General features: G+C 69.0%; 21 protein-coding genes. 6 read left to right on the top strand and 15 right to left on the bottom strand.

Going from position 1 to position 24391, the window contains the following annotated elements:
* Window positions 1-3: 3 nt before the first annotated feature.
* Together C8271_RS13035 and C8271_RS13030 are read right to left on the bottom strand one after the other, a co-directional pair.
* Entirely contained in the window at window positions 4-714 is a 711-nt protein-coding gene (locus C8271_RS13035; protein ID WP_106507656.1) for an FHA domain-containing protein, read from the bottom strand.
* 182 nt (window positions 715-896) lie between these two features.
* Window positions 897-1655: a L,D-transpeptidase family protein gene (locus C8271_RS13030; RefSeq protein WP_170957900.1), complete on the bottom strand. Its 759-nt coding sequence runs from the start codon at window positions 1653-1655 to the stop codon at window positions 897-899.
* A gap of 237 nt (window positions 1656-1892) precedes the next feature.
* Here C8271_RS13030 and C8271_RS13025 point away from each other — a divergent pair, with 237 nt between their 5' ends.
* The 4 genes from C8271_RS13025 to C8271_RS13010 all read left to right on the top strand — a co-directional run bounded on the left by C8271_RS13025 (window position 1893) and on the right by C8271_RS13010 (window position 6175).
* Window positions 1893-2714 (top strand): serine hydrolase domain-containing protein, encoded by an 822-nt coding sequence (locus C8271_RS13025; RefSeq protein WP_170957899.1) that lies wholly within the window; start codon window positions 1893-1895, stop codon window positions 2712-2714.
* Window positions 2711-3523 carry a serine hydrolase domain-containing protein gene (locus tag C8271_RS13020; protein WP_106507655.1) on the top strand — a complete coding sequence of 271 codons (813 nt, stop codon included), beginning with the start codon at window positions 2711-2713 and terminating at the stop codon, window positions 3521-3523. Before C8271_RS13025 ends, C8271_RS13020 begins: the two co-directional genes overlap by 4 nt.
* Before the next feature lie 281 nt (window positions 3524-3804).
* Window positions 3805-4953 (top strand): NAD-dependent epimerase/dehydratase family protein, encoded by a 1149-nt coding sequence (locus C8271_RS13015; protein WP_106507654.1) that lies wholly within the window; start codon window positions 3805-3807, stop codon window positions 4951-4953.
* A 97-nt stretch (window positions 4954-5050) separates the two neighbouring features.
* Window positions 5051-6175 (top strand): glycosyltransferase, encoded by a 1125-nt coding sequence (locus C8271_RS13010; RefSeq protein WP_106507653.1) that lies wholly within the window; start codon window positions 5051-5053, stop codon window positions 6173-6175.
* 69 nt (window positions 6176-6244) lie between these two features.
* On the opposite strand, the gene C8271_RS13005 is transcribed toward C8271_RS13010, so the two are convergent.
* The 10 genes from C8271_RS13005 to hemE all read right to left on the bottom strand — a co-directional run bounded on the left by C8271_RS13005 (window position 6245) and on the right by hemE (window position 17205).
* Entirely contained in the window at window positions 6245-6718 is a 474-nt protein-coding gene (locus C8271_RS13005; RefSeq protein ID WP_106507652.1) for a hypothetical protein, read from the bottom strand.
* Between the two features lie 128 nt (window positions 6719-6846).
* Window positions 6847-8031, bottom strand: coding sequence for a WD40 repeat domain-containing protein (locus C8271_RS13000; RefSeq protein ID WP_106507651.1), 1185 nt, complete (start codon window positions 8029-8031; stop codon window positions 6847-6849).
* A gap of 86 nt (window positions 8032-8117) precedes the next feature.
* The gene (gene hemL, locus C8271_RS12995; protein WP_106507650.1) at window positions 8118-9461 is read right to left on the bottom strand and encodes a glutamate-1-semialdehyde 2,1-aminomutase; all 1344 of its coding nucleotides are present in this window, start codon (window positions 9459-9461) and stop codon (window positions 8118-8120) included.
* A 154-nt stretch (window positions 9462-9615) separates the two neighbouring features.
* Entirely contained in the window at window positions 9616-10623 is a 1008-nt protein-coding gene (hemB, locus tag C8271_RS12990; protein ID WP_106507649.1) for a porphobilinogen synthase, read from the bottom strand.
* Window positions 10620-11390 carry a uroporphyrinogen-III synthase gene (locus tag C8271_RS12985; RefSeq protein WP_106507648.1) on the bottom strand — a complete coding sequence of 257 codons (771 nt, stop codon included), beginning with the start codon at window positions 11388-11390 and terminating at the stop codon, window positions 10620-10622. Before C8271_RS12985 ends, hemB begins: the two co-directional genes overlap by 4 nt.
* A 14-nt stretch (window positions 11391-11404) precedes the next feature.
* The gene (gene hemC / locus C8271_RS12980; protein ID WP_106507647.1) at window positions 11405-12355 is read right to left on the bottom strand and encodes a hydroxymethylbilane synthase; all 951 of its coding nucleotides are present in this window, start codon (window positions 12353-12355) and stop codon (window positions 11405-11407) included.
* On the bottom strand, window positions 12352-13608 hold the full coding sequence (locus C8271_RS12975) for a ferrochelatase (RefSeq protein ID WP_106507646.1): 1257 nt from the start codon (window positions 13606-13608) through the stop codon (window positions 12352-12354). Before C8271_RS12975 ends, hemC begins: the two co-directional genes overlap by 4 nt.
* A 17-nt stretch (window positions 13609-13625) precedes the next feature.
* Window positions 13626-14360 carry a hydrogen peroxide-dependent heme synthase gene (gene hemQ, locus C8271_RS12970; RefSeq protein ID WP_106507645.1) on the bottom strand — a complete coding sequence of 245 codons (735 nt, stop codon included), beginning with the start codon at window positions 14358-14360 and terminating at the stop codon, window positions 13626-13628.
* Window positions 14357-15910, bottom strand: a complete 1554-nt coding sequence (gene hemG, locus C8271_RS12965; protein WP_106507644.1) for a protoporphyrinogen oxidase — start codon at window positions 15908-15910, stop codon at window positions 14357-14359. The genes hemQ and hemG overlap by 4 nt, the downstream gene beginning before the upstream one ends.
* A complete protein-coding gene (gene hemE / locus C8271_RS12960; RefSeq protein ID WP_106507643.1) occupies window positions 15907-17205 on the bottom strand; it encodes a uroporphyrinogen decarboxylase in 1299 nt (432 codons plus the stop codon). Before hemE ends, hemG begins: the two co-directional genes overlap by 4 nt.
* Window positions 17206-17295: 90 nt before the next feature.
* On the opposite strand from hemE, the gene C8271_RS12955 reads away from it, so the two are divergent.
* Together C8271_RS12955 and C8271_RS12950 are read left to right on the top strand one after the other, a co-directional pair.
* Window positions 17296-18618 carry a glutamyl-tRNA reductase gene (locus C8271_RS12955; protein ID WP_106507642.1) on the top strand — a complete coding sequence of 441 codons (1323 nt, stop codon included), beginning with the start codon at window positions 17296-17298 and terminating at the stop codon, window positions 18616-18618.
* Window positions 18615-18884, top strand: a complete 270-nt coding sequence (locus C8271_RS12950; RefSeq protein ID WP_106507641.1) for a hypothetical protein — start codon at window positions 18615-18617, stop codon at window positions 18882-18884. The genes C8271_RS12955 and C8271_RS12950 overlap by 4 nt, the downstream gene beginning before the upstream one ends.
* Before the next feature lie 14 nt (window positions 18885-18898).
* Here the strand turns inward: C8271_RS12950 and C8271_RS12945 are convergent, their stop codons facing one another.
* The 3 genes from C8271_RS12945 to C8271_RS12935 are packed head-to-tail and all read right to left on the bottom strand — an operon-like array spanning window position 18899 to window position 24330.
* Window positions 18899-20962, bottom strand: a complete 2064-nt coding sequence (locus C8271_RS12945) for an acyltransferase family protein (RefSeq protein ID WP_106507640.1) — start codon at window positions 20960-20962, stop codon at window positions 18899-18901.
* A gap of 24 nt (window positions 20963-20986) precedes the next feature.
* The gene (locus C8271_RS12940) at window positions 20987-22297 is read right to left on the bottom strand and encodes a M18 family aminopeptidase (protein ID WP_106507639.1); all 1311 of its coding nucleotides are present in this window, start codon (window positions 22295-22297) and stop codon (window positions 20987-20989) included.
* On the bottom strand, window positions 22294-24330 hold the full coding sequence (locus C8271_RS12935) for a DUF6541 family protein (RefSeq protein WP_106507638.1): 2037 nt from the start codon (window positions 24328-24330) through the stop codon (window positions 22294-22296). The genes C8271_RS12940 and C8271_RS12935 overlap by 4 nt, the downstream gene beginning before the upstream one ends.
* Window positions 24331-24391 lie beyond the last annotated feature (61 nt).

The raw sequence follows: 24391 nt of genomic DNA, 5'->3' as shown, positions 1-24391 counted from the left end.
GACTCACAGGGCCGTGGCCGGATCGGCCGGCAGCTGGACGGTCATTCGGGTGCGTCCGACGGTCAGCTGTGAGCCGTTCTGCAGGGCGACGGGGGTGCGGATCCGGTCGCCGTCCACGAATGTGCCGTTGGTCGAGCCGAGGTCGGTGGCCACAAGCGTGCCGTGCTCGTGTCGCAGTTCGAGGTGGTGCCGGGAGACGCCGGTGTCCTCGAGGATGATGTCGGAGTCCCCGCCGCGGCCGATCACCGTGACAGCGCCGGTGAGCAGATACTGCTGGTCGTCGATCTCCAGGATCGGGTGCGGGTCCGCACCGGTGCGCGCCGCGCCGGTGGCGGGGGCCACGGAGCCGCGCTCGGTGTGAGACTCGGTCTCGAAGCGACCGGCGCGCACCTCGTCATCGCGCTCGAGGCTGACACTCACGGCGCCGACGAACATGTAACGCTGCTTATCAGCGTGCGTGGTGAGCACGTGCTCGAGCTCGTCGATGAGGGTGTCTTCCCAGGAGGCGAACCTGTCGTAGTCCTCGGAGTGCAGGTAGACGGTGTACACGTTCGGGGCGAGGGTGCGCGTGCGGTCCATGACCTGGATCTGGTCATCGCATTCGCGCTTGAGGCCCTGGGCGAGATCCAGCGGTTTCAATTGGCCGCGCCCGGGCGAGAAGATGCTCGTCACGCCACGGTCGAGGCCACGTTCGATCCGATCAAAGATCCCCACTGGGCGTCCCTCCGCTGTCCGACCGTGCATCCTCGCTCCGCACTGCCCGCGCCCTGGAGCGAGAACGGAGCCGACGCCCTCGTGGGCGCCTCACCGATCGTACCGTGCAGGCTCGGCGAACGCCGGGCCCTGGGGGCGCGGGCACTGCGGGGAGGTCGTGCAGGTTGTGTGGAGGGCGATGGTCAGCGGACGAGGACGCGGCGGTCGATGATGAACCAGTTGCGCTTCCACAGCATGTCGGATGCAGCGGTGCTGATCCGGGCGCAGCCGTGCGAGGCCGGGTACGGCGGGATTGATGTCGAGCCGTGGATCGCCCAACCGCGGTCCCAGAACGAGGGTCGGTACATGCGGCCCAGGGAACCGTTGAGCCAGCCCTTGGAGTGGTTGCGGTAGATGCGGAAATCGCCCTTCGGTGTGGTGGCACGCTTCCAGCGCCCGCCGGAGTAGTAGCGCTCGCCGCTACCGGTCGACGTATTCAGCACGTAGGCGATTTTCCCATCAGCGATGCACAGCAGTAGCTGCTTGTCCAGGTCGATCTCGAAGGCGGTGCCTGAGGTGATCTGGGCCTTCGGCAGCACCTTGCGGCTCAGGGCGTCATAGGTCTTGGGGCCGACGACGCCATCCTTCCCCAGACCGGCGGCCTTCTGCAGTGCGTACACCGCCTGCTGCGTGGTCGGACCGAAGGCTCCATCGGCGGAGCCGCACCAATACTTCGCGGCGTTGAGCCTGTTCTGCAGCTCAGTGACGGCGGCCCCCCGGTCGCCCTTGCGCAGCTTCGGCGGTGCGGCCACGGCTGCGGTCTGCGACCCCACACCCAGCGCGAGTGCGGCGCTGATCCCGCCGACTCCGAGCAGCAGGCCGCGTCGACTGACGGCGCCCCCGTGTCCCTCCAGGGTCTGCTCGGATGTCATGGGTGTGGTGCTCGCGATCGTGCCGGACATGATGGTTCCCCCTCGTGTGGTGGTTTGGTGGATCCTCAGGGTTCGTGTCATCCCTGCGGATGCCACTACCTTGCATGGTCAAGGAAGAGTAAACAAGGGGTAAAAGGCAGTTGGTTGGAATTTTTGGCGAGAATCGGCGAACGGCCTGGTCCTGAGGTTGCACCGTCGACGCACATCGCTGCCTCGCGAGGTTCTCTCGGCGTGTCGCGACGCGGCACACTGTGTGAAGCTGAGCGGGTGAGAAGCGCACCTTTCACCCTGGATCTCCCGTTCACCACTGCGTTCGGGGTGACCGGGCCCGACACTGATCTGCACCACCAGGGAGACATCGACGAGATCCACCCCCTGGCGTCCGTCTCGAAACCCATCGCCGCGCTCGCTGTGCTCGTCGCCATCGACCGCGCGCTGCTGGATCTGGATGAGCCTGCCGGCCCTGAAGGAGCCACAGTGCGCCATCTGATGGCCCACACGGCCGGCTATCCCTTCGACGGAGCCGACCCGATCGCACAGCCGGGTGCCCGCCGCATCTACTCCAATACCGGGTTCGAGGTGCTTGGGGCGGTTGTCGAGGACGCCACCGGTTACGACCTGTCGGACTGGGTGGAGCAGGCCGTCGTCCAGCCTCTGTCGCTCGTTTCCCTGGATGTCGGCGGCTCTCCCGCAGCCGGGTACCGAGGCAGTGTGCGTGACCTGTTGACTGTCGGCCGTGAACTGCTGCGGCCGACGCTCATCAGCACAGAGCTGTGGCGTGAGGCGACCTCCTGTCAGTTCCCCGGCCTGGGCGGAATCCTGCCCGGCTTCGGCCGTCAGGCCACAAATGACTGGGGGCTCGGCTTCGAGATCCGCGACGGCAAGGACCCGCACTGGACCGGTGCGCACTCCTCGCCGCGCACGTTCGGGCACTTCGGGCAATCCGGCTCCTTCCTCTGGGTTGATCCCGACGCAGACCTCGCCGCCGCCTTCCTCGGAACCGAGCCGTTCTCGCCCGCCCACGCCGAGGCCTGGCCACCGCTGACCGACGCGATCCTCGATCGCTTCGCCACCGGCGGTGCCGCATGAGCGCCCTCGACCTCTTGGACGACCTGGGCTTCGAAGCCTGCGCCCTGGTGCTCGGCCCGGAAGGAGTCCGCGCCCGCCGCGGAGACACCGAGCAGGTGCGCCTGTGGCGCTCCGTGACGAAGACGATCACCGCAGCCGCCTGCGTGATCGCCGTCCAGGAGGGGCTCGTGAGCCTGGACGACCCGGCCGGTCCGCCGGACTCGACCCTGCGTCATCTGCTCTCCCACTGCTCCGGACTGTGGTACGAGTCCAATCGCACCCTGCATCCGCCGGGCACGCGGCGCGCCTATTCCAACTACGCCATCGACGAAGCGGGTCGACACGTGGCCCGGGGTATCGGCATGGATTTCGGGGACTGGGTGCAGCAGCGCGTGCTCGACCCACTCGGCATGACCAGTGTGGAGTGGGACGGCTCCCCGTCTGTCGGTGCCGCGGGTTCCATGGACGACCTTGCCCTCTTCGCCGCCGAGATGCTGCGCCCCACCCTGCTGGAGGAGCAGTGGCATCGCGCTGCCACCACCCCGCAGTTCCCTGATCTGCCGGGAGTGATGCCCGGCTTCGGTCATCAACGCCCGAACCCCTTCGGACTGGGCTTCGAGATCCGTGGCCACAAGAGCCCGCACTGGACGGGATCGCGCAATGATCCCGCGACCTACGGGCACTTCGGGATGCGGGGCAGCCTGTTCTGGGTGGACCCCGTGGCTGATATGGCGCTCGTGGTGGGCACCGCCCATGACATCTGCGACGCTCACCGGCGGGTGCTCCCTGAGCTCTCCGACGCGGTGCTGGAGGAATTCGCACGGCCGTGAACGGTGCAGTGCCGACGGTGACGCTGTCGGGAACGGTGCACTGTCGGGAGTGACGCTGTCAGGAACGGCGCGCTGGCGTGGAGTGCCGCGTCATCGCCGGGGCCCTGAGTCATGGCGGGAAGAGGCGCGTCATGGGGTGTTCTTTCCCTGTTCACCGGGGTGTCGGCCATCTTTGAGTCGGCCCGCTCCTGGACTACGTTAGGGAGGTATCACCTGATGCACATCGCCGGGGGAGAGGCCCGCTCGCTCACCGGTCACGCACACTCTGGAGGAACCTCGAGATGAAGATCGTCGTCGCCGGTGGAGACGGATTCTGCGGCTGGCCCACTGCGCTGTACCTCTCGCAGAAGGGTCATGACGTCACCATCGTCGACAACCTCGTGCGACGTGACATCGACGAGGAGCTCGGCTCGAACTCCATGACACCGATCCTGCCGCTCGAGGAGCGTGTGGCCGCGTGGAAGGAGGTGTCCGGCAAGGACATCGACGTGCGGATCTCGGATCTGTGCGACTACGACGCCGTCTCCGCGATCTTCCGTGACCTGCAGCCCGAGGCGTTCGTGCACTTCGCTGAGCACCGCAGCGCGCCCTACTCGATGATCGACCGCGAGCACGCGATCGAGAACCACCGCAACAACATCACCGGCACCCTCAACGTGCTGTGGGCCATCAAGGACTTCGCCCCCGACTGCCACCTGGTCAAGCTCGGCACCATGGGCGAGTACGGCCAGCCCAACATCGACATCGAAGAGGGCTGGATCGAGATCGAGCACAAGGGCCGCACCGACCGCCTGCCCTTCCCCAAGCAGCCCGGCTCCTTCTACCACCTCACCAAGGTGCACGACAGCGACAACATCATGTTCGCCTGCCGCATCTGGGGCATCCGCGCCACCGACCTCAACCAGGGCGTGGTCTACGGCCTGGAGACCGACGAGACCCGTCTGGATCCCCGCCTGGTCAACCGTTTCGACTACGACGCCGTGTTCGGCACCGCCCTGAACCGTTTCCTCATCCAGGCGGCGATCGGCCACGACCTCACCGTCTACGGCAACGGCTCGCAGACCCGCGGCTACCTGAACATCCAGGACACTGTGCGCTGCATCGAGATCGCCTGCGAGAACCCGGCTGAGCGCGGCGAGTTCCGAGTGTTCAACCAGTTCACGGAAGAGTTCTCGGTACAGGATCTCGCCGAGAAGGTCGCGAAGGTCGCCCAGAGCATCGGCCTGAACACCACGATCGACCACATCGAGAACCCCCGCGTGGAGAAGTACGACCACTACTACAACGCGGTCAACACCAGCCTGCTGGACCTCGGCCTGCAGCCCCACCTGCTCACCGACGACGTGCTCGCGGAGATCCTCGCTGTGGCGAAGGCCAACACCGACCGCGTGAAGCGCGAACTGGTTCTGCCCACCGTCACCTGGAAGTGAGCCGCATGCGGGCGCGACTGCGCCCGCATGCGCGAGCCGGGGCCGCTGCGCAGCGGCCCCGGCAAGCTTCCGACCACCACTGCGCTCGAGGTATCCCGTGAAGATCGCCATCGTCACCGAGACGTTCCTGCCCTCCGTCGACGGCGTCGTCACCCGCCTGCGGCACGCCGTCGAGCGCTTCACCGACCTGGGCCACGAGGTGATGGTGATCGCCCCTGACCTGGGCGTCACCGAGCATCACGGCGCCCGCGTTGTGGGTGTGCGGCCCGTGACGCTGCCGTTCTACAAGCATCGACGCTTCACGCTGCCCACCCCGAACGTCGACGGCATCATCCGCGGCTTCCACCCTGACGTGGTGCACGCTGCACAGCCGATCCTGCTGGCCAGCTCCGGTGCCTTCGCCGCCCGTCGGCAGAACATTCCGCTGGTGGCCAGCTACCACACCCACATTCCGCGCTACCTCGACCTCTACCGAGCATGGCGCTGGGGCAAGCCCGCCGTGTGGTGGCAGATCAAACGCAACCACGCCCTGGCAGACATCAACCTCGCCACCTCCGAGACCATGCGCGCCGAACTCGCGAGCAAGGGCATCACCAACCTCCACGTGATCCAGCGCGGCGTGGATACTGTCGCCTTCCATCCCCGTTTCGCCTCCGATGCCATGCGCGAGCGGCTCACCGATGGGCATCCGGAGAAGAAACTGCTGGTGTTCGTCGGCCGCCTCGCCGCGGAGAAGGAGATCCACCGCCTGCGCCCCATGATGGAGCGGCGCGAGGACGTGGCGCTCGCGATCGTGGGTGATGGCCCGTATCGACGCGAGCTCGAGGAGCTGTTCGCCGGCACCGCCACGACGTTCCCCGGCTTCATGGAGGGGGAGGAGCTCGCGAGTGCCTTCGCCTCTGCTGACGCCTTCGTGTTCCCCTCCGTCACCGAGACCCTGGGCCTGGTGATCCTCGAGGGCATGGCCTCGGGTCTGCCCGTGGTCGCCGCCCGCTCGGGACCGACGATGGAGCAGGTCACCGATGGCGTGAACGGGCTGCTCTTCGATCACGATGACCCGGCAAGCCTGGATGCTGCTCTGGATCGGCTCGGTGATGAGCAGCTGCGCGGCACCATCCGGGCAGCGGCCCGGGAGGAAGCGGAGCCCCTTTCGTGGGAGCGGGCGTCCGATGACCTGCTGCGCTATTACGAGATGGCGATCGAGAAGCACGGTAGGCGCTGAGCCGAGCGGTTGTGCGAGGGGCGACGCGATGGAACGGTCGGCACGCGCAACCTCGGGGTCGCTTGTCGTTCAGCGACGGCGGAACAGTCCTCGGCGTGGGGCGCGACGTCGGCCCCGGCCAGAGCGGCGCGGCGCGTCACCCTCGGTGGGGTTTCTTCCTGATTCCGCTGAGTCTGTGAGCGAATCCGTGCGGTCGTCCCCGTCGTCGGCATCAGGCTCATCAACGCCGTCGTCCGAATCGTTCCTGTCGTCCCAGTCCCCAGGAGGGACGTCCTCCTCGATCCACTGGTCGGTCCAGCCGATATCCGATTCGTCGTGCGGCCGGAATGCGACCCGCTCACCCATCTGGTCTACGACGTCTTCCCGCTCGACCTCGGCAGGGGCGATGACCTCTTCGCCGCGATGTGGCACAGGGCAGGTCCAGAAATAGGGGCACCCGGGGCAGCCGGCAGTCTCCGCATCCGGCAGTGCCTCACGCTGCAGCCGCACGCCATCGAACTGCTCGAGCATGCGCTGCCGCGCAACATACGGGTTGATCTCCATGACCGCCCCAGCGTAGCCGGGTGCAGGACTGTTCTCAGGATCGAGCGCGCTGCAGCCGCCATGGTGCTCGCAACGGGAGGAGGCAGCCGTTGTTGGCAGCGGGAACCCCGCGGCTACACGAGACGCGGTCAGCCGTCGGGCATGTCGAAGGCCTGCCACTGGGAACCGTCCCAGGCCATGACGCCTTCGGTTTCCGACAGCCCGTAGAGGGTCGCGCCGTCCGGAGAGAAGCACCACTGCTGTGTCTCCTGGCGCGGCAGTTCCTCGACGCGGTCGGTCGTGCGGTCCCATAGCAGCAGTGCATCGCTGCGCTCGGTGATGAGGACCTTCCCGTCCGGTCCGGCGACGAGGTCACCCCACCAGCCGGGCTCGAGCTCAGGACCGGTGGAGACGGTGCCGTCCGGGGCGACGACCTGGACAGCGCTGGGCTTCTCGGCGAGACCGAGCACAGTGCCGTCCTCAAACAGGGCGATCGAGAAGACACGACCTGTCAACCCGTCGACCGAACCGAGGAGCTGACGGCTCTCGATATCCCACCACTGGGGGACGTTGTCCGGCGCTCCTTCAGAGTGGGACGATGCAGCGCCGACCAGCAGCTTCGTCCCGTCGGAGCTCCAGTGCAGGGCGCTCGCGTCATAGTCCGTCCCCAGGTGGAGCGTGCTGCCTCCGCCGCAGGTCTCGCCGTCCACGGTGAACAGTCGCACCGTGTCGTCCGTGCCCAGCGTGGCGACCCGGGACCCGTCGGGAGAGACAGCGACCGACGGCATCCCCGCGATATCCCTCCTCAGGTCATGCCCGAGCAGGTATGTGAGCACCTCCCCTTCGAGGGAGACCACGCTGGCGTAGCGGTGCCTGCCGACGATCAGGCGTTCGTTATCGGGGAGCCAGGCGATCGCTCCGCCGGAACGAACGTCGAGTTCGTGGGTGACCGTCCCGTCGGCGGTGCCCCATACGACAATCCCTCCGGCTTTGACGTCAGGCGCGTCCGGCCTGATGCGGTAGGCGGTGATCCGGGTGCCGTCCGGAGACAGCGCGAGTCCGTGGCTCAGGAACCGTAGCCGGGGATCCGCAGGTGCCGGGTCCACTTCCGTGCCCTCAGGGATCGTTTTCTCATACTCCTTCGGGACCTGCTCAGCCCCATCCAGGCATCGGGTGCCGCCGCGGTGGCTCCGCCCCGCACCACTGCCGGGTAGGAAGGGCAGGGCGGGCAGGCGCGGCAGGTCCACCCCGCATCCGGACATGGCCAGGGCCGCCGGCAGTGCGGCGCCGGTCATCAGCAGGCGCCGACGCGTCCTGCGTCGATGGTCGTTCATCGCAGCCCCCTCCGTGCGACGCCGACGGGCCACGTGCGGCGTGCTGCCAGGATCGCATACCGGAATCGGGTACGCCCAGAGCCAGATCAGCCGCGCGCCGCCGCCCTCGCCGCCTGCGGCAGCGCCTGCATGATCCGGTCGAGCACGTCGTCGGTGTGCGCTGTGGAGACGAACCAGGCCTCGAAAGCGCTCGGCGGCAGGTGCACCCCCTGCTCCAGTAGAGCGTGGAAGAAGCGTCCGAACGCGTCGGTGTCCTGGTCCTTCGCGTGCTCGTAGGTGCGCACCGGCTGCTCGCGGAAGAACACCGAGAACAGGGTGCCGGTGGACTGGACCACGTGCGGCACACCCTCGGCGGTGAGCGCCTGGGACACGGCCTCACGCAGGGTGCGAGAGGCGCGGTCGATCGCGGTGTACGCAGCGGCGTCCAACCCGTCCAGGGTGGCAAGGCCTGCTGCGGTCGCCAGCGGGTTCCCGGACAGCGTGCCCGCCTGATAGACAGGGCCGAGCGGGGCGAGCTGCTGCATGAGGTCGCGCCGACCGCCGAAGGCACCCACCGGCAGGCCGCCGCCGATCACCTTGCCGAAGGTCATCAGGTCCGGCGTCCATCCCTCGCCGTCCAGGCCGTACTGGCCGGCGCGGCTTGCCCGGAACCCCGTGAGCACCTCGTCGCTGATCAGCAGGGCCCCAGCGGCATGCGCGGTCTCGGCCAGAAAGCGGTTGAAGCCCACACCGTCCTCAACAGGCGGCGGCACGACACCCATGTTCGCGGGCGCAGCCTCCGTGATCACCGCCGCGATCTCGCCGCCGCGCTCAGCGAACAGCTCACGCACCGCGACCCGATCCCCGTAGGGCAGCACCACTGTGTCGCGGGCAGCCCCGGCCGTGACACCGGCGGAGCCCGGCAGGGAGAAGGTCGCCATCCCACTGCCGGCTTCAGCGAGCAGCGAATCAACGTGACCGTGATAGCAGCCGGCGAACTTCACGATCACGTCACGACCCGTGGCGCCGCGCGCGAGCCGGATCGCGCTCATCGTTGCTTCGGTACCGGAATTGACCAGCCGCAGCTGCTCCACCGGCGCGATGCGGCGCACCACCTCGTCGACCAGCTCAACCTCACCGGGCTGCGGTGCACCGAAGCTCAGGCCGCGCCCCGCTGCCTCGCGCACGGCCTCGACGACGCGTGGATTGGCGTGCCCCAGGATCATCGGCCCCCACGACCCCACGAGGTCGACGTACTCGTGGCCGTCGACATCGCGCAGCAGCGCACCGGCGGCCGAGGCGATGATCGGCGGGGTGCCACCCACGGAGCCGAAGGCGCGTACCGGGGAGTTCACGCCACCGGGGATCACCTGCTGGGCGCGGGCGAACTGCTCATGCGCGATCGGTCGCGTCGTCGTGGTGCTCGACGGGTCGGAAGGAGTGGAGGTCATCGTGGATATCCGTTCTGAGCGATGTCGTCGGAAAGTGGCAGAACGCGGTGCTCGCGCCGTGGGTGACTGTGAGGGGCTGCTGTACTGGTTTGCTGTGGTGAGCTTCCGTTCTGGGGTGCTGTGCTGGTCTGCACGACGAATCAGGAGCGCGGGCTCACAGGTACTCGTGCAGGTGGTCCGGGAGGCCGTCACGGAACCAGCCGGCCACCTCGCTCGCCCAGTAGGTGAGCACGGTGTCCGCGCCAGCGCGGCGCAGCGACAGCAAGGACTCAAGGATCACGCGCTCGCGATCCAGCCAGCCGTTCGCCGCCGCGGCCTCGACCATCGCGTACTCTCCCGAGACCTGGTAGGCCCCCACCGGCACTGGGGAGGCGGCCGCGACATCAGCCAGCACATCGAGGTAGGGCATGCCCGGTTTGACCATCACCAGGTCAGCGCCTTCGGCGAGGTCCAGCTCGAGCTCGCGCAGCGCCTCGCGTCGGTTCGCCGGATCCTGCTGGTAGGTGCGGCGATCCCCGGTGAGCGAGGAATCGACCGCCTCACGGAACGGGCCGAAGAACGCCGACGCATACTTCGCGGTGTACGCGTAGATCGCGACGTCCTGATGGCCATCACCGTCCAGAGCATCACGGATCGCCGTGACCTGGCCGTCCATCATCCCCGACGGCCCCAGCAGATGCGCACCCGCCCGAGCCTGGGCGACGGCCATCTCCCGGTAACGCTCCAACGTCGCGTCGTTGTCCACCCGGCCACGGGCATCGAGCACACCGCAGTGCCCGTGGTCCGTGAACTCGTCCAGGCACAGATCGGCCATCAGCACGGTGTCATCACCCAGCGCCTCCCGCAGCCGGGCGAGCGCCCGGTTCAGCACGCCATCGGGATCAGTGGCGCCCGAGCCGACCGCGTCCTTCCGCTCAGGCACACCGAACAGCATCAGCCCGCCCACACCGTTCGCAACTGCCTCGCGAGCGGCGGTGACCAGGGAAGCTTCCGTATGCTGGAGCACGCCGGGCATGGAGGAGATGGGGCGGGGATCCTCGATGCCTTCGCGCACGAACATGGGCAACACGAGGTCGTGTGGCCGCAGGGTGTGCTCACGCACCAGGGTGCGGATCGCTGCCGTCGAGCGGAGGCGGCGCGGGCGGATAGCAGGTCCAGTCATGACAGGTTCTCCGTGAGGGCGAGATGGACAGCGCGGGCAAGAGCCCGATCCGTGGGCTGCTCCGCTTGGGCGTGCACCACCAGGTTGCGGGCGCGTGCCGCCTCGCTGGTGGGCTCGCCGATGGTGACGATACGGGTTGCGACGTTGATCGCGAGGCTGCCCACCAGGGTGGCGAGCATTGAGCTGGTCAGCACCACCGCCGCGTAGGTGCCCAGCCGTAGGTCCAGCACCATCTGCGGATCAATGGCCGCGGATCGCGGTCGGTAGGCGGTGACACGCTCGATGCTCCATCCCTTCTCCGCCAGCCCGCGCTCCACTGTCGGCGCTGCAGCGGCCGACGCCGGGAACAGGACGGTGCCGCCACCCTCGGGTGCGGGCGGTGCCTGCTCGACGAGCGCTGCCGCTGACCCGTCGGCCACCAGATCCGGTTCGATGCCGTGCTCGCGCAGCTCCTGCGCCGTGCCATCACCGACCACCCACACCTCAACGCCATCCGGCACCGCGAAGCAGGCGCCATGTTCATCGGCATCCTCGAACCAGGCGAGAGCCTCCACGGCGGTGCGGCTGGTGAGCACCAGACGGTCGAACCCGCCATCGGCGAGCTGCCGCACCGCCTCGCGCATGTCGGCGTCGTGCTCGAGCTTCAGCTCGACGAAGGGGGAGTGGTCCACCGAGTACCCCATCTGCTGCAGGCGCTCGATGAGCTCGCCACCGCGACCCGCAGGACGCGGCACGAGGATCGGCTTATCGGTCACAGCGATGCTCACAGTGCTCCTCGGGATCAGTCGGCGGTGGATCGGGCAGCGGCGAGCAGGTCGGCTGCGCCGCGAGCGAGCAGATCGCCCGCAAGCTCCCGGCCCAGTGCGGCCGCTGCGCTCGGCAGGCCGTGCCGCTCGCCCGCCACCACGGTACGACCATCCGGAGAGATCGCGAGCGCCCGCACGGACAGACCATCGGCCGTCGGCACAGCGTGAGCGGCAACGGGTGCAGAACACCCTGCTTCCAGGGTGGCGAGCAGCGAGCGTTCAGCCGTGACGGCGGCACGCGTGTGTGCGTCATTCCCGGCGGCGAGCAGCGCGCCGAGCCAGCTTTCCGCTGCGGCGTCGGCCTCGCGGCATTCGATCGCGAGCGCACCCTGCGCCGGGGCGGGCAGCATCACCTCCGGCTCGAGAGCCTGGGCGACCACGTCATCGCGGCCGGCACGGCGCAGCCCGGACAGCGCGAGGATCACCCCGTCCAGGTCCGCCTGAGGGCCGCGGGCACGGGCGATACGGGTATCGATATTGCCGCGGATCGCCACCACCTCCAGGTCCGGACGCGCTCGCCGCAGCTGAGCGGCGCGGCGCGGCGATCCCGTGCCGAGGCGCGCCCCCGAGGGAAGGTCCATCAGCTGCGCACCGTCTCGTGTCACGAGCGCGTCGCGCGGATCCTCGCGCGGCGGAATGCAGGCGAGCGTGATTCCGTCAGCAGGAGCGGTGGGGAGGTCCTTGCAGGAGTGGACGATCACGTCCACCTCGCCGTCCAGCAGCGCCTGCCGCACGGCGGTCACGAACACGCCGGTGCCGCCGATGGTCGCAAGGGGCCGACGGTCCACATCGCCCTGCGTGCGCACCTCCACCAGCTCAACGCGTGCGTCGATGCCAGCCGTCAGTGCGTCGATGGCCGAACGGGACTGGGTGCGGGCAAGCAGCGAACCGCGCGTGCCCACCCGGATCGTGTGCGGCTTCGTCACGAGACTGCCTGCCCGGTCTGCGGTGACGCCGGGGCCTGCGCAGCGGCATCCCGTGCGGCGGCGACGTCCTCCTCGGAGTCCACGCCCGCTGTCGTCGGCCGACACATCCGGCCCACGCAGCAGCGTGCGCCGCACACATCCGGAGTCATGCCGAAGTCGGTCAGTGCGCGCCGTTCGAAGCTCGGATCGAGCCGCTCCTGCACCAGGTCCGCGAGCGCCGCGGTGAAGCGGGGATCCGTGCCGGAGGTCGGTACACGCCGGAACGCGAGGTCGTGCTCCGCAGCGGTGTCCTTCGCCTCCGTGTCCAGGTCCCACACGACCTCCACGTGGTCGGTGACGAAACCGATCGGCACCACCACCACGGCATCCGCCTGGTCCTCGGCGGCCACCCGCTCGATCACATCGTTCACGTCGGGTTCCAGCCACGGCACATGCGGTGCGCCGGAGCGGGACTGGTAGACCAGCTCCCAGGCGGGAGTGTCGGCGAGCTCGTCGTCCAGCTCCTCCATCACCCAGCGGCAGGCCGCCAGATGCTGCGCCACATACCAGCCACCGGAACCGGGCGTGCGCGTGGACTGCGGGCCGGACGCTTCCGCCATCGTCAGCGGCACCGAGTGCGTGGAGAACAGCACCCGCACGCGGTCGGTGTCGTGCCCCTCGCGCCGCAGTGACTCCAGTGCCTCGCGCACGCCATCCAGCACCGGTTCCAGGAACCCGGGATGGTTGAAGTAGACGCGCGCCTTGTCGATCGTGAGCTCACCGGCGAGGCCCGTCTCCTCGAGAGCCATCCCGAAGTCCTCCCGGTACTGCCGGCAGGAGGAGTACGACGAGTAGGCGCTGGTCACGAGGCCCAGCACGTGGCGGTGACCGTCGGCGTGGATCTGCCGCACCGTGTCGGTGACGTACGGATCCCAGTTGCGGTTGCCGAAGTACACCGGCAGGTCCACGCCGCGGGAGGCGAGCTCCTGTTCGAGAGCGGCGATCAGCGCCTCGTTCTGTGCGGTGATCGGGCTGACACCGCCGAGTGCGCGGTAGTGCCCGGCCACCTCCTCAAGGCGTTCATCGGGGATGCCCCGGCCACGGGTGACGTTGCGCAGGAACGGGATGACATCCTCCTGGCCTTGCGGGCCACCGAAGGAGGCGAACAGGATCGCGTCGATCCCGCGCGTCTGGCCGCGGCGCACATGGTCGGGTGAGTCCGCATCGAGAGCGCGCGGCAGGGGCGCAGTCGGGGCGGCGGGCTGCGGGGTCATGGTCTCTCCTCGGATGGTCAGGACAGCAGATCAGCGACGTCGCCCAGGTCCGTGAGGCGGCGCCCGGTGTGGAAGGGCAGCTCGTCACGTACGTGCAGGCGCGCCTTGGAGTAGCGCAGGTGGCGCATCATGTCCACCAGATCGTGGAGGTCATCGGCTTCGAAGGACAGCAGCCATTCGTAATCGCCGAGCGCGAAGGCCGCCACCGTGTTGGCGTTGACCTGCGGGAAGTCGCGGCCCAGCAGGCCATGCTCGCGCAGCATCTCGCGCCGCTCGTCCTCCGGCAGCAGGTACCAGTCGTAGGAGCGCACGAACGGGTACACGGTGATCCACTGCTTGCGCTCACGCGAGGGATCCATGAATGAGGGGATGTGCGAGCGGGTGAACTCGGCGTCGCGGTGCACACCCACGGATGCCCACACGCGGTGCAGCAGGGAACCGGCGAGCGAGGACTCCAGGGCGCGCAGCGCCGACTGCAGCGCCTCCGGCTCGTCGGCGGCAAGCCACACCATGAGGTCATCCTCGGCACGGAAGCCGGTCATGTCATACCAGCCCAGGATCTCGGCGCCGTCGGCCTCCATCAGCGTGACAGCCTCCGACAGGGCGCCGGTGATCTGGTCGCGCGAGATATCGCCCTCGGCGCGCAGGCCGCCCAGACGGCGGAACACGGTGTACGAGGTGTAGCGGGTGACCTCGCCGTTCGAACTCTCGGCGCCGTGGGGCTGGGCGGGTGCGGGGTGCTGTGTGGTCATGGTCGATCCTCCGATGCGGTGGTGGTGTGTGGCGACGGGATGGTGTGCGATGCGGTGTGCGGGCCCGACGGGGCCGGGGTATTCGCAGGGGCGGTATCGGCGGCCCTTGCGGCGGCAGCCGGTGTGTCTGCGTGGACGGCAGCGGTGTCGGCACGGACGATCATCTCGATGCCGGTGCCGGCCCGCCAGGCGCCGACGAGCTCGAGGTTCGGCTCATCCTCCAGTGCTGCCTCGAGCTCGGCCAGGCGGTCGCTGCGTCCGGGGCTGGCACCACGCATGGTGCGCTCCCAGGTGATCACCTGGGAACCGCGCAGGTCAGCCTCTCGCAGCGGCACCCCAAGGATGGCGGAGGCGTCAGCGAGCGCGAGGGCCGGGGCATCATCGACCGACGGAAGCTCTTCACCGGGTCGGCCATAGCTCAGCCGCACCACATGCGCCGTCCCGGCAGCGGACTGCACATGCTCCCATTTCGCGCTCGCATGCGTGAGGGCTTTCGCGCGGATCCCCGGCGTGCCCGGGGCCACGAGTGCGCCGGTGCCGACGGGGAAGGCATCCAGGCGGTGATCCTCCAGGACAAGCGCCACGAGCCGCACAGGCACCGCCGGTTCCGGGGCGATCGCCGTGGCGACTGCCGGGGCGGGGTCATGCAGCAGGTCGTGCGCCGCATCGGGTGGGCAGGCGAGCACCAGGTGATCGGCGGCGAGCTGTGTGCCGCCGGTGCATACGGTCCACGAGGATCCGTCGGCATGCCGAGTGATCGACGTGGCCGGTGCGCCGGTGAGGATCTGGCCGCCGTGAGCCTGCAGGTCCTGCGCGATGGCGTCGGTCAGGGCCGACATCGTCGGCGCTAGGGAATGCACGGCCGTGCCCGCGCTGCGAGGTGCGCCAGATGCGGAGCCATGCCGCGGCGCCGACCCTGCGCGGGTCCCACTGCGGCGTGCCCGCACCACCGCCTGCAGGGAGCCGTGGCGCTGCAGATCCTCGGGCAGCGTCGGCATGATCGAGGAGACCTCGACCGTGTCGGGGTCAGCTGAGTGCACGCCGCCCACCAGCGGCGCCACCAGGCGATCCGTGACGGACCGCCCCATGCGCAGACGCACGAGCTGCCCGAGCGTCACGCCGGGCCGCAGTCCGATCCGTCCCGGCAGCACCCGGTCCACGAGGGTGCGTAGGGCGCCGCGCCAGCCGATCACGGTGCGCGTCGACGCGGAGAACGGGTGGCCGGGGATGCCGAGCATGCCGCCGACGGGTGCCACGTGGGTGCCTGCCGCGGAGACCAGACGTGAGGGCAGCCCGGCGCGTGGGGAGCGGATCTGGTCGGCCAGGCCGAGCTCCTCGATGAGGGCGTCGACCGCGCCAGTGCGGGTCGAGTACGCCTCGGCGCCGGCGTTCACCGTGATCCCGGCGACGTCGGTGCTGCGCAGAGCCCCGCCGAGCTGCTCGTCGGCCTCCAGGAGCGTGACCTGGGCGCCGGCACGTGCATGCCGACGGGCGGCCAGCAGGCCAGCGATACCGCCGCCGATCACGACGACGCGAGGTGACGTGCTCATGCCGTCGGTGCCCCCGAAGCAGCTGTGGTGTCACCATCGGGCCGATGTGCTGGCGCGGTCACGCGCGGTGAGGCCGAGGGGCTTGGCTGCTCATGGAGGTGAGCCACCAGGTCAGTGAGCACGCTCGGATCGGTCTGCGGCGGCACCCCGTGGCCGAGGTTCACGACGTGCCCCGCCGCCGACGCACCGGCGGCCAGCACCTGGTCGGCATGTGCGAAGCGGGTGGCTTCATCGGTGAACAGCACGGCCGGGTCGATATTGCCCTGCAGGGGGACGTCGGCACCCAGCAGTGCTGTGGCGCGGTCCAGCCGCAGCCGGTGATCAATGCCCATCACGTCTGCGCCGACCTCCCGCATGGCAGGCAGCAGATGAGCGGCGCCCACCCCGAAGTGGACCCGCGGCACCGGCAGGTCAGGGAGCGCACTGAGCACCGCGCGGGAGTGGGGCAGCACGCCGGCACGGTAGGAGTCCTCATCCAGGGAACCGGCCCACGAATCGAACAGCTGCACCGCAGAGGCACCGGCGAGCACCTGCGCCCGCAGGAAACGCGCGGAGGCCTGCGCCACCCAGCCGGCGAGACGATTCCACAGGTCTGGGCGGGACCGCATGAGGGAGCGCGCCGCAAGGTGGTCCCGGCTGGGTCGACCCTCCACGAGGTAGCTCGCCACCGTGAACGGGGCGCCGGCGAAACCGATCAGCGGCACGCTGCCGAGCTCTGCCACGGTGCGGGAGACCGCCTCGCGGATCGGGTCGAGCGCCGCTTCGAAGTCATCGCCCAGCGGTGGCAGGGCGGTGATCGCGGCCTCTGTGGCGACGGGTTCATCGAAGACGGGACCCACGCCAGGCTCGATATGCACGCCCATCCCGGCCACACGCAGCGGCACGACGATGTCGGAGAAGAAGATGCCCGCGTCCACGCGATGGCGCCGCACCGGCTGCAGGGTGATCTCGGCAGCCAGGTCCGGCCGCAGACACGAGTCGATCATGTCGATACCCTCGCGCAGCGCCCGGTACTCGGGCAGGGAGCGTCCCGCCTGCCGCATGAACCACACGCTCGGTGGGGCCGACGTGGGCCTGCCGCGGTAACGCTCGATCAGGGACGCATCCGCCGTGCCGCCGTCGGCCGCGGACCGGCGCAGAGGATGCCCTGCAGGCAGAGAGCCGAGCGGATCCGACTGCTCACCAGGCAGCCCCGGCGTGTGCCCGGGCGTGACCTGTGCAGCCGTCGGCTCCGAAGACGGCGAATCTGACGGGGCGTCGTAAAAAGTGGCGCGTGGCCTGCTGTTCCGTGTCATGACACACCCATTGTGCATGTCGTCTCACACTGGCGCGTTCAGGAAGGCCGTAAGGGGCTCCATGGCGTGATACGTCCTACCATCGAAGGCATGCTTGTTGCGGCCAGTGCCTCCCATGAGCACCTCGATCTCGGGGTGCTCGATGCGCTGACCCGTCACACCGAGAACCTGGACGCCGTGCTCGCGGCGCGCGAGGACATCGATGGCGCCGTGGTGATCTCGACCTGCAACCGGCTCGAGATCTACATGGATGCCGAACGGTTCCACCCCGCGATCGACGCTGCGGTGGGCGCCATCGAGCAGGCCAGCGGGCTGGGACGCGAGCAGGTGGCCGGAGCGCTCGAGATGAGCATGGGGGCCGACGCCGTCACCCACCTGTATGAGGTCATGGCCGGGCTCCGTTCACTGGTCGTCGGCGAATCCGAGATCGCTGGCCAGGTGCGCGGCGCCTTCACCCGGGCGCTGGAGGCCGGACACACCACGGCCATGCTGAACGACCTGTTCCACGTGGGGTTGCAGCACGCCAAACGTGTCTCGAGCACCACTGGACTGGGCTCCGTCGGTCGTTCTGGTGGCATCGTCGCACTCGACCGCGCGGCACAGCGCCTGACCGTCCCGTTCGCGCAGACGACAGTGCTGTTGCTCGGCACCGGCGCCTACGCCCGCGTGATCACCGCTGAGCTGCAGCGGCGCGGGGCACGCGAGGTGCTGGTGTACTCGCCGTCGGGCCGCGCGCAGGACTACGCCCGCAGCCACGATGTGCGTGCCGTTGCCGCCGATGGGCTCGCAGCCGCGGTGCTCAGCGCTGATCTGGTGGTGGCCGCCTCCGGGCAGGGTGAGCGGACCCTCCGAGCAGCCGACGTCGCCGCACGTGGCGGCAGGCAACTGGTGGTGCTCGACCTGGCCCTGCACTCCGATTGTGAGCCCGGTGTCCGCGACCTCGACGGTGTGGACGTCATCACGCTGCGTGACATCGCCGATGACATCGACGACACCGCCCTGCTCGAGCAGGCCCGCATGATCGCTGCCGAGGGGGCTCGGCGCTTCACGTCCCGCCAGCGCATGCGCACTGTGGACCCGGCCGTCACCTTCCTGCGCGGCACGGTCGCGGGCGCGGTGAGCGAGGAGGTCGAGAAGATCCGGGCACGCTACGACGACGCCGTAGCCGAGGACTTCGAACGCCACCTGCGGCGGATCGCCGCGAAGGTGCTGCACTCACCCACGGTGCGAGCCCGCGAACTGGCCCGCGACGGGCAGGCCGAACAGTACGTGGCGGCCTTCCATACGCTGTTCGGGGTGGATGTCCAGGAGGCTTCACGCCCACCGCGACCATCGCAGAATGCACCCCATCAGTCCGACTCGCCACGTGGAGACGACGCCCCGCAGCGAAGCGAGCAGGAGGAGCCCGCATGAACGCCCCCGATGATCTGCACGAGACCACTCTTGCCCTGCTCGCCCTGCTGGACGACGGTGAGGACGCCGCTTCTGAGCGTGCCATCGACGTGCGTGCACGACTGGCACGGGTCACCGCCGATGCGGGCCGGTTCGAGGACGCCCTCTATCAGGCCGACGAGCTGTTGAAGGATGCGCGCTGTGCGCATGGTGAGGACGCGGAGGCGACCGCTACGGCACGTGCCGCGCTCGCCCATGTGGAGGCGGCACTGCCCAGCACAGACTGAGCGCCCGTCGGCCCTCAGACCCTCCAGCGGAACCCGGCGCCCTCAAGTCGCGCATCGACGGCGTCCTGCATGGAGGCCGCGAATGTTGCGCTGATGTGGAATCTGTCGATTGAGACGAGCACGTTCCCGATGATGGGTGAGCAGATGCCGTCGGGGCAGACGAGGTCGTTCACGTCGATCGGCACGATGGGGGTGCGCCCGCCGGTGAGCTGGGCGATCTGAGCGGTGTCTGGCCGCTCGGCTGTCAGCGGGGCGGGGATCGGTGGCGCGCAGTTCGAAGCGTCCACCCCGTTCTCGTCGATGCAGATCGGTGGATCGATCGGGAGGCGGGGCTGGTCACGCAGCGCGATCACCTGGGTGCCCTGTGCGAGCAGCGCCGGGATCGTCTCCTCGAGCCCCGGGGTGATGATCTCCTCGCCAGCGGGCGTGAAGAACGTGGTGGCCAGGAGAACAGCGTCCGGTCGCACCGTTTCCAGGTATGCGCGGGCGGCACTGCTGTAGGCATCGCAGTCGGGGCTGATCTGTGCCTCGGGGGAGAAGGTGCAGCCACCTTCCCACAGCGTCACCACGCTCCAGCCATGCTCGGCAGCGAGCGGCAGAATCGCACCGGTGAACTGCTCCATGCGCGAGTTCCCGATGCTCACCAGCACCGGGGCATCCTCCCCGGCGCTCTGCACGTGGCAGAGATCCGCCAGCTCAGGGTCCGACGGGGCGAGCTCTCCCTCGCAGGTGCCGGGAACGCCCACCCAGTCCTTCCCGGCCAACGCCGTGGTGGGCAGGAACGGCGCGTGCGCGTCACGATCCGGATGTGGTTCGTACGACGGATCCAGCACCCGGGCCCCCGGATTGTCCGCCACGGCGCGCGCCTGCAGATCACGCTCCTGAGCGAGCAGATGCTGCTGATACGCGAACGGTGGTGCCAGGCCGACGACGAGGGCGAGCACAGCGACGGCCGCGGCGCGATACGGCACCGCGTTGAGGTACACGCTGCGTCGTATCGGCTGATCGACAGCGCGGGTGAGCAGCCACGCCAGCAGCAGCGACGCAAGGATCAGGGCGGCACCCACACCGAAGGAGGCCCGCTCGCGTCCCAGCAGCGCCAGGGCGATGGTGAGCAGCGGCCAATGCACCAGGTACAGGGCATACGAGATGTCGCCCAGAATGCGGGCTGGGCGGGTCGAGAGCATCCGGTCAACGCTCAGCGGATGCCCGGTGTCACCGGCCAGGAGCACCAGCGCGGCGGCGCCCAGCGGCCACAGCGCGATCCATCCCGGGAACGCCCCGCGCACATCCACCAGCAGGCCGCACAGGAGGAGTGCGAGCAGCCCGCACCAGCCCAGAGCGACCCGGATCGCGCGATGCGCCCCGGCGGCGCGTCGGCGCTCGAGCGTCGGCAGCAGCAGCGCCAGCACGGAGCCGGCGGCGAACTCCCAGGCCCGGGTGCGCGTATCGAAGTAGGCGACCTGCTGTTGGGCGGCCGTGGAATACACCGACCAGACCAGGCTGGCGAGAAGCACCATGCTGAAGACCACCAGCAGCGCCATGCTCACACGCACCCGGAGTCGGCGGGCGATGGCGACGGTGACCTCGATGAGCACCGGCCAGATCAGGAAGATCTGCCCCTGGATGGACAGCGACCAGAAATGCTGGAACGGCGAGGGGCCGCCGACGTCGGCCGCGTAGTAGTCCACGTCGCGGTGGATCAGCACCCAGTTCTCCACCTGGCCCACCGATCCCATGGCATCTGCGAGAGCTGGCATCCAATGTTCGGGCTCGAGCAGGGCGACGACGGCAGTGAGGGTTGCCAGGGAGACCACGACTGTTGGTGGGAGCAGCCGCTTGAACGTTTTTGCCCAGTAGGAGAACGGTTGCAGAGGGCGACGGGCTTCAGCGCGCCGCACGAAGCTTCCGGTCAGCAGGAATGCCGACAGGAACAGGAACACGTCCACCCCGCCCCAGACGCGCCCGGACCACACGTGGTAGAGCACCACCAAGCCGATCGCGACGCCGCGCAGACCGTGCAGCTCGGGCCGATACCTGTCAGGCCCCGTTGTCGGGGCTTCGCACGCAGCAGTCACGTCTGCCGGGACACCACTGGTGGGTCACGGCCGCAGGAACGCGGCGCAGGCGCGCTGCAGCGCCAGCACATCGCTCGCGGCGCACATCTCGCGCGCGGAGTGCATCGACAGCAGTGTGATCCCGGCATCCACGGTCACCATGCCCAGGCGGGTCGCGGTGATCGGGCCGATGGTGGAGCCGCACGGCATGGCGTTGTTCGACACGAACGTCTGATGCGGCACACCAGCCTTCTCGCAGGCGGCAACGAATGCTGCCGTGCCGGCAGCATCGGTGGCATACCGCTGCTGTGCGTTGACCTTCAGCATCGGGCCGCCGCCCAGTCGCGGCCGCTCCACTGGATCGTGCCGCTCCGGGTAGTTCGGGTGGGCGGCGTGCCCGGCGTCGGCCGAGAGCACGAACGAGGACGCGAACGCCTGGCGGCGCGACGCATCCGTACCGCCGAGCGCCGCATGCATCCGCACCAGGACATCCTCGAGGAACGGTCCGCCGGCACCGGAGCGCGTCGCTGAACCGACCTCCTCATGGTCATTCGCCACCATCAGCGCGATCGGCGCGTCGGCGGGGGTGTCTGCGCCGGCGAGCTCGATCAGCGCCTGCGTCTCGGCATGCACCGAGCTGAGGTTGTCGAGTCGAGCGGAAGCCAGGAACTCTTCTTGGGCGCCGAACAGGGCCGGTTCCTGCGCATCCACCGTCACCACGTCGAAACCGACGACGTCGTGCACCGTCACGCCAGCGCGCTTCGCCAGCAGCTCGAGCACATCTGCCTCGCCCAGACCAAGGATCGGCTGCATGTGTCGCTGCGGGTCCAGGGTGAGGCCATCGCGTGTCACCCCGCGGTCCAGGTGGATCGCCAGCTGCGGCACGCGCGCCACCGGTGGGGTGTCCACGAGCACCGTGGAGCCATCGCGCAGCGCGAGCCGACCGGCCAGGCGCAGTTCGCGGTCCAGCCACGAGTTCAGCAGCGGGCCACCGTAGATCTCGACGCCGATCTGCGCGATGCCCTCTGCTGCAAGGCGCGGGTTCGGCTTGAGTTTGAGCGCGGGGGAGTCGGTGTGGGAGCCGACGATCCGCCAGGGCGTCGACGCCGATGCAGCTTCTGGGGCGATCCACGCGATGATCGCCCCATCGCGCACCACGAACACGGCGCCGGTCACATCCTGCGCCGACCACTCCTCGTGCTCGTCGAGTTCGCGGAAACCGGCTTCGGTCAGGCGGCGGGCGCTCTCACGTGCGGCGTGGAAGGACGACGGCGACGCGGTGACGAAGGAGCCGAGGTCACGTGCGGCGGCGCGGGCGTCGGCGGGCAGCGATTCGGAGGCGGGTGAAGCAGTCATTCCAGCATTGTTCCATCGGTGCCGAGGCACGGCTTGAGTTTCCAGAGGGAGGCCTCGCCGACTCTCAGCACCTCGACCGCAGCGCCCGTCGAGGAGATCTCGTTCAGCCCGGTGTAGGTGGCGCGTCGATCGAGCAGCTCCTCGGGTCCGAAATCCAGGGCGTAGTCCACGTCCAACTCGTCGGCTGCGTCGCACACTTCCGGCACTGTGTTCGCCTCGTCCAGACGAGCGTTCAGCAGGTGGACCTCCGGCTCAGCCTGGAAACCCATGAACGTATTGAGCACAGCGCGGTCCGAGATGGCGTAGGCGAGCGAGCTGCCGTTCCATGCATTCGTGGCGATCACGGCGTCTTCGGGAACGTACTGAGGGAGCTGCTGGAGCAGACGCAGCTCGTCGTCACTGAGCAGCTGCTGATGCTGCCACAGCGGTTCCATCCCAGAGGTGACCTGCCCCTGGGCTGTCGAGGTGGTGCTGCCGGTGAGCATGAGTGCGGCGATCACCGCAGCGGTCAGAGGATGCGTGAGGAAGGAGAGACGTTGCTGGCGCGCAGCAGCCCACTGGAGGGCATGGTCGATCCCGACAGCGAGAAGAGGTACGCCGATCAGTGGCGCGATCGCGGTGATGCGGAACGTATCGCCGTACCAACCTCCTGTGAGCTGGTATCGCAGCGGTGAGATGTCGAGGGTTCGGGCGAACACGCCATGCACGGTGGCCAGAGTGAAAGCGGCGACCATCCACCGCTCAGTGCCCGTCAGAATGAGCACAAAAACGGACGCCGCCACCACCGCGCCGAGCCACAGCACGGTGGAGCTTGCGTGGGCAGACATCGACAGCGCCTGCCCGATGGCGTCTCGGGGCGCGGCGTCGCCGGCCCAGATGGCCGATTCGTAGTTGGGGCGAAACGTCTTCCACACCACTGCCGTGACCACAGCGGCGACGATGGTCAGCAGGGTTGTTGCCGCAAAGGGGAGCAGGGCGCCCGGCTCCCGCCGCACGAGTCGATGAGCGCGCAGCACGCTCGCCCACGCCAACATCGGCCCGCACAGCAACATGGCGGCGTAGAACCCCGTCGGATGTGCGGCCACGATCGCGAGCCCCACGAGGGGAAACGCCACGGCCAGCTGCCCTGGGGTGAGTCGGAGCGGACCAGCCGGTGCCAGGCGTAGCAGCTGCGCGCAGACGCAGATCGCCGCCGGCACGAGGGCGATCGACATCAGGTACGGCCAAAGGATGCCCCAGCTCATCATGATCAGGGGGAAAGCACCGGTGATCGGCGCGAGAGCTCCCGCGAGGAAGAGACCGACTGGTCCAGCGGTCGTGCAGGTGCGCACGATCATGACCAGCCCGATCGGATACACCAGAACACCGAGGGTGAGCATCAGCACATTGGATGCCAGCGGGATGTCGGCGCCACTGCTCATCACCACGAGGCTCGCCGCCTGATGCCACAGCGCCGGGTAGTAGGCGGAGTGCCCGGGCATAGCCGTCATACTGCCGACCAACCAGGCAGAGGCGTCCTGTGCACGCAGCACGTGCCGCACGGCATTGAGGTGGAACACCGCATCGTAGGTCTGGCTCACCGCACGGATGGAGCCCATCAGTCGCAGCTGCTGCACCACGAGCACGGCACCGCCCACAGCGACCCCCGCGACGGCGGTGATCCCCGGACGGGTGCGCAGCATCGACAGCACACCGTGGCCCGAGGTCGCAGGGCCGTCGGCTGAATCCGTCGGTGCCGCAGCAGGCATCCCATCCGCGGCGCGCTGGGATGGGGCCGACGGCGTTCGGCCGCGGACCCGATGCGTGAGCTCAACGACGGCGCCCAGGAGGAGCCCCAGCACGAGTGGTGAGAGGGGCGTCCACGGGATGTCGAGGGCCCTGCCGCCCTCTGCGGCGATCGTGACGATAGTCAGTGACAGTGGGGCGAGGAAGCCGACGAGTGCGGCACCGCGCAAGCGCAGCGCAAGGGCAAGGGGCACGCCCGGAACAGTCAGAACAGCCACGGCCATGAGAACAGCGGCCGCGACATCCATCGTGGGTACTCCTTGCAGGTGGGGGTCGCAGCGGCTCCGACGCCGTGCGGCCGGATCAGTG

It is taken from the genome of Brachybacterium timonense (assembly GCF_900258505.1).
In the GTDB taxonomy this organism is placed as follows: Bacteria; Actinomycetota; Actinomycetes; order Actinomycetales; family Dermabacteraceae; genus Brachybacterium; species Brachybacterium timonense.
The sequence above is the reverse complement of the archived record's forward strand: the minus strand, read 5'-3'. Positions and strand labels throughout refer to the sequence as shown.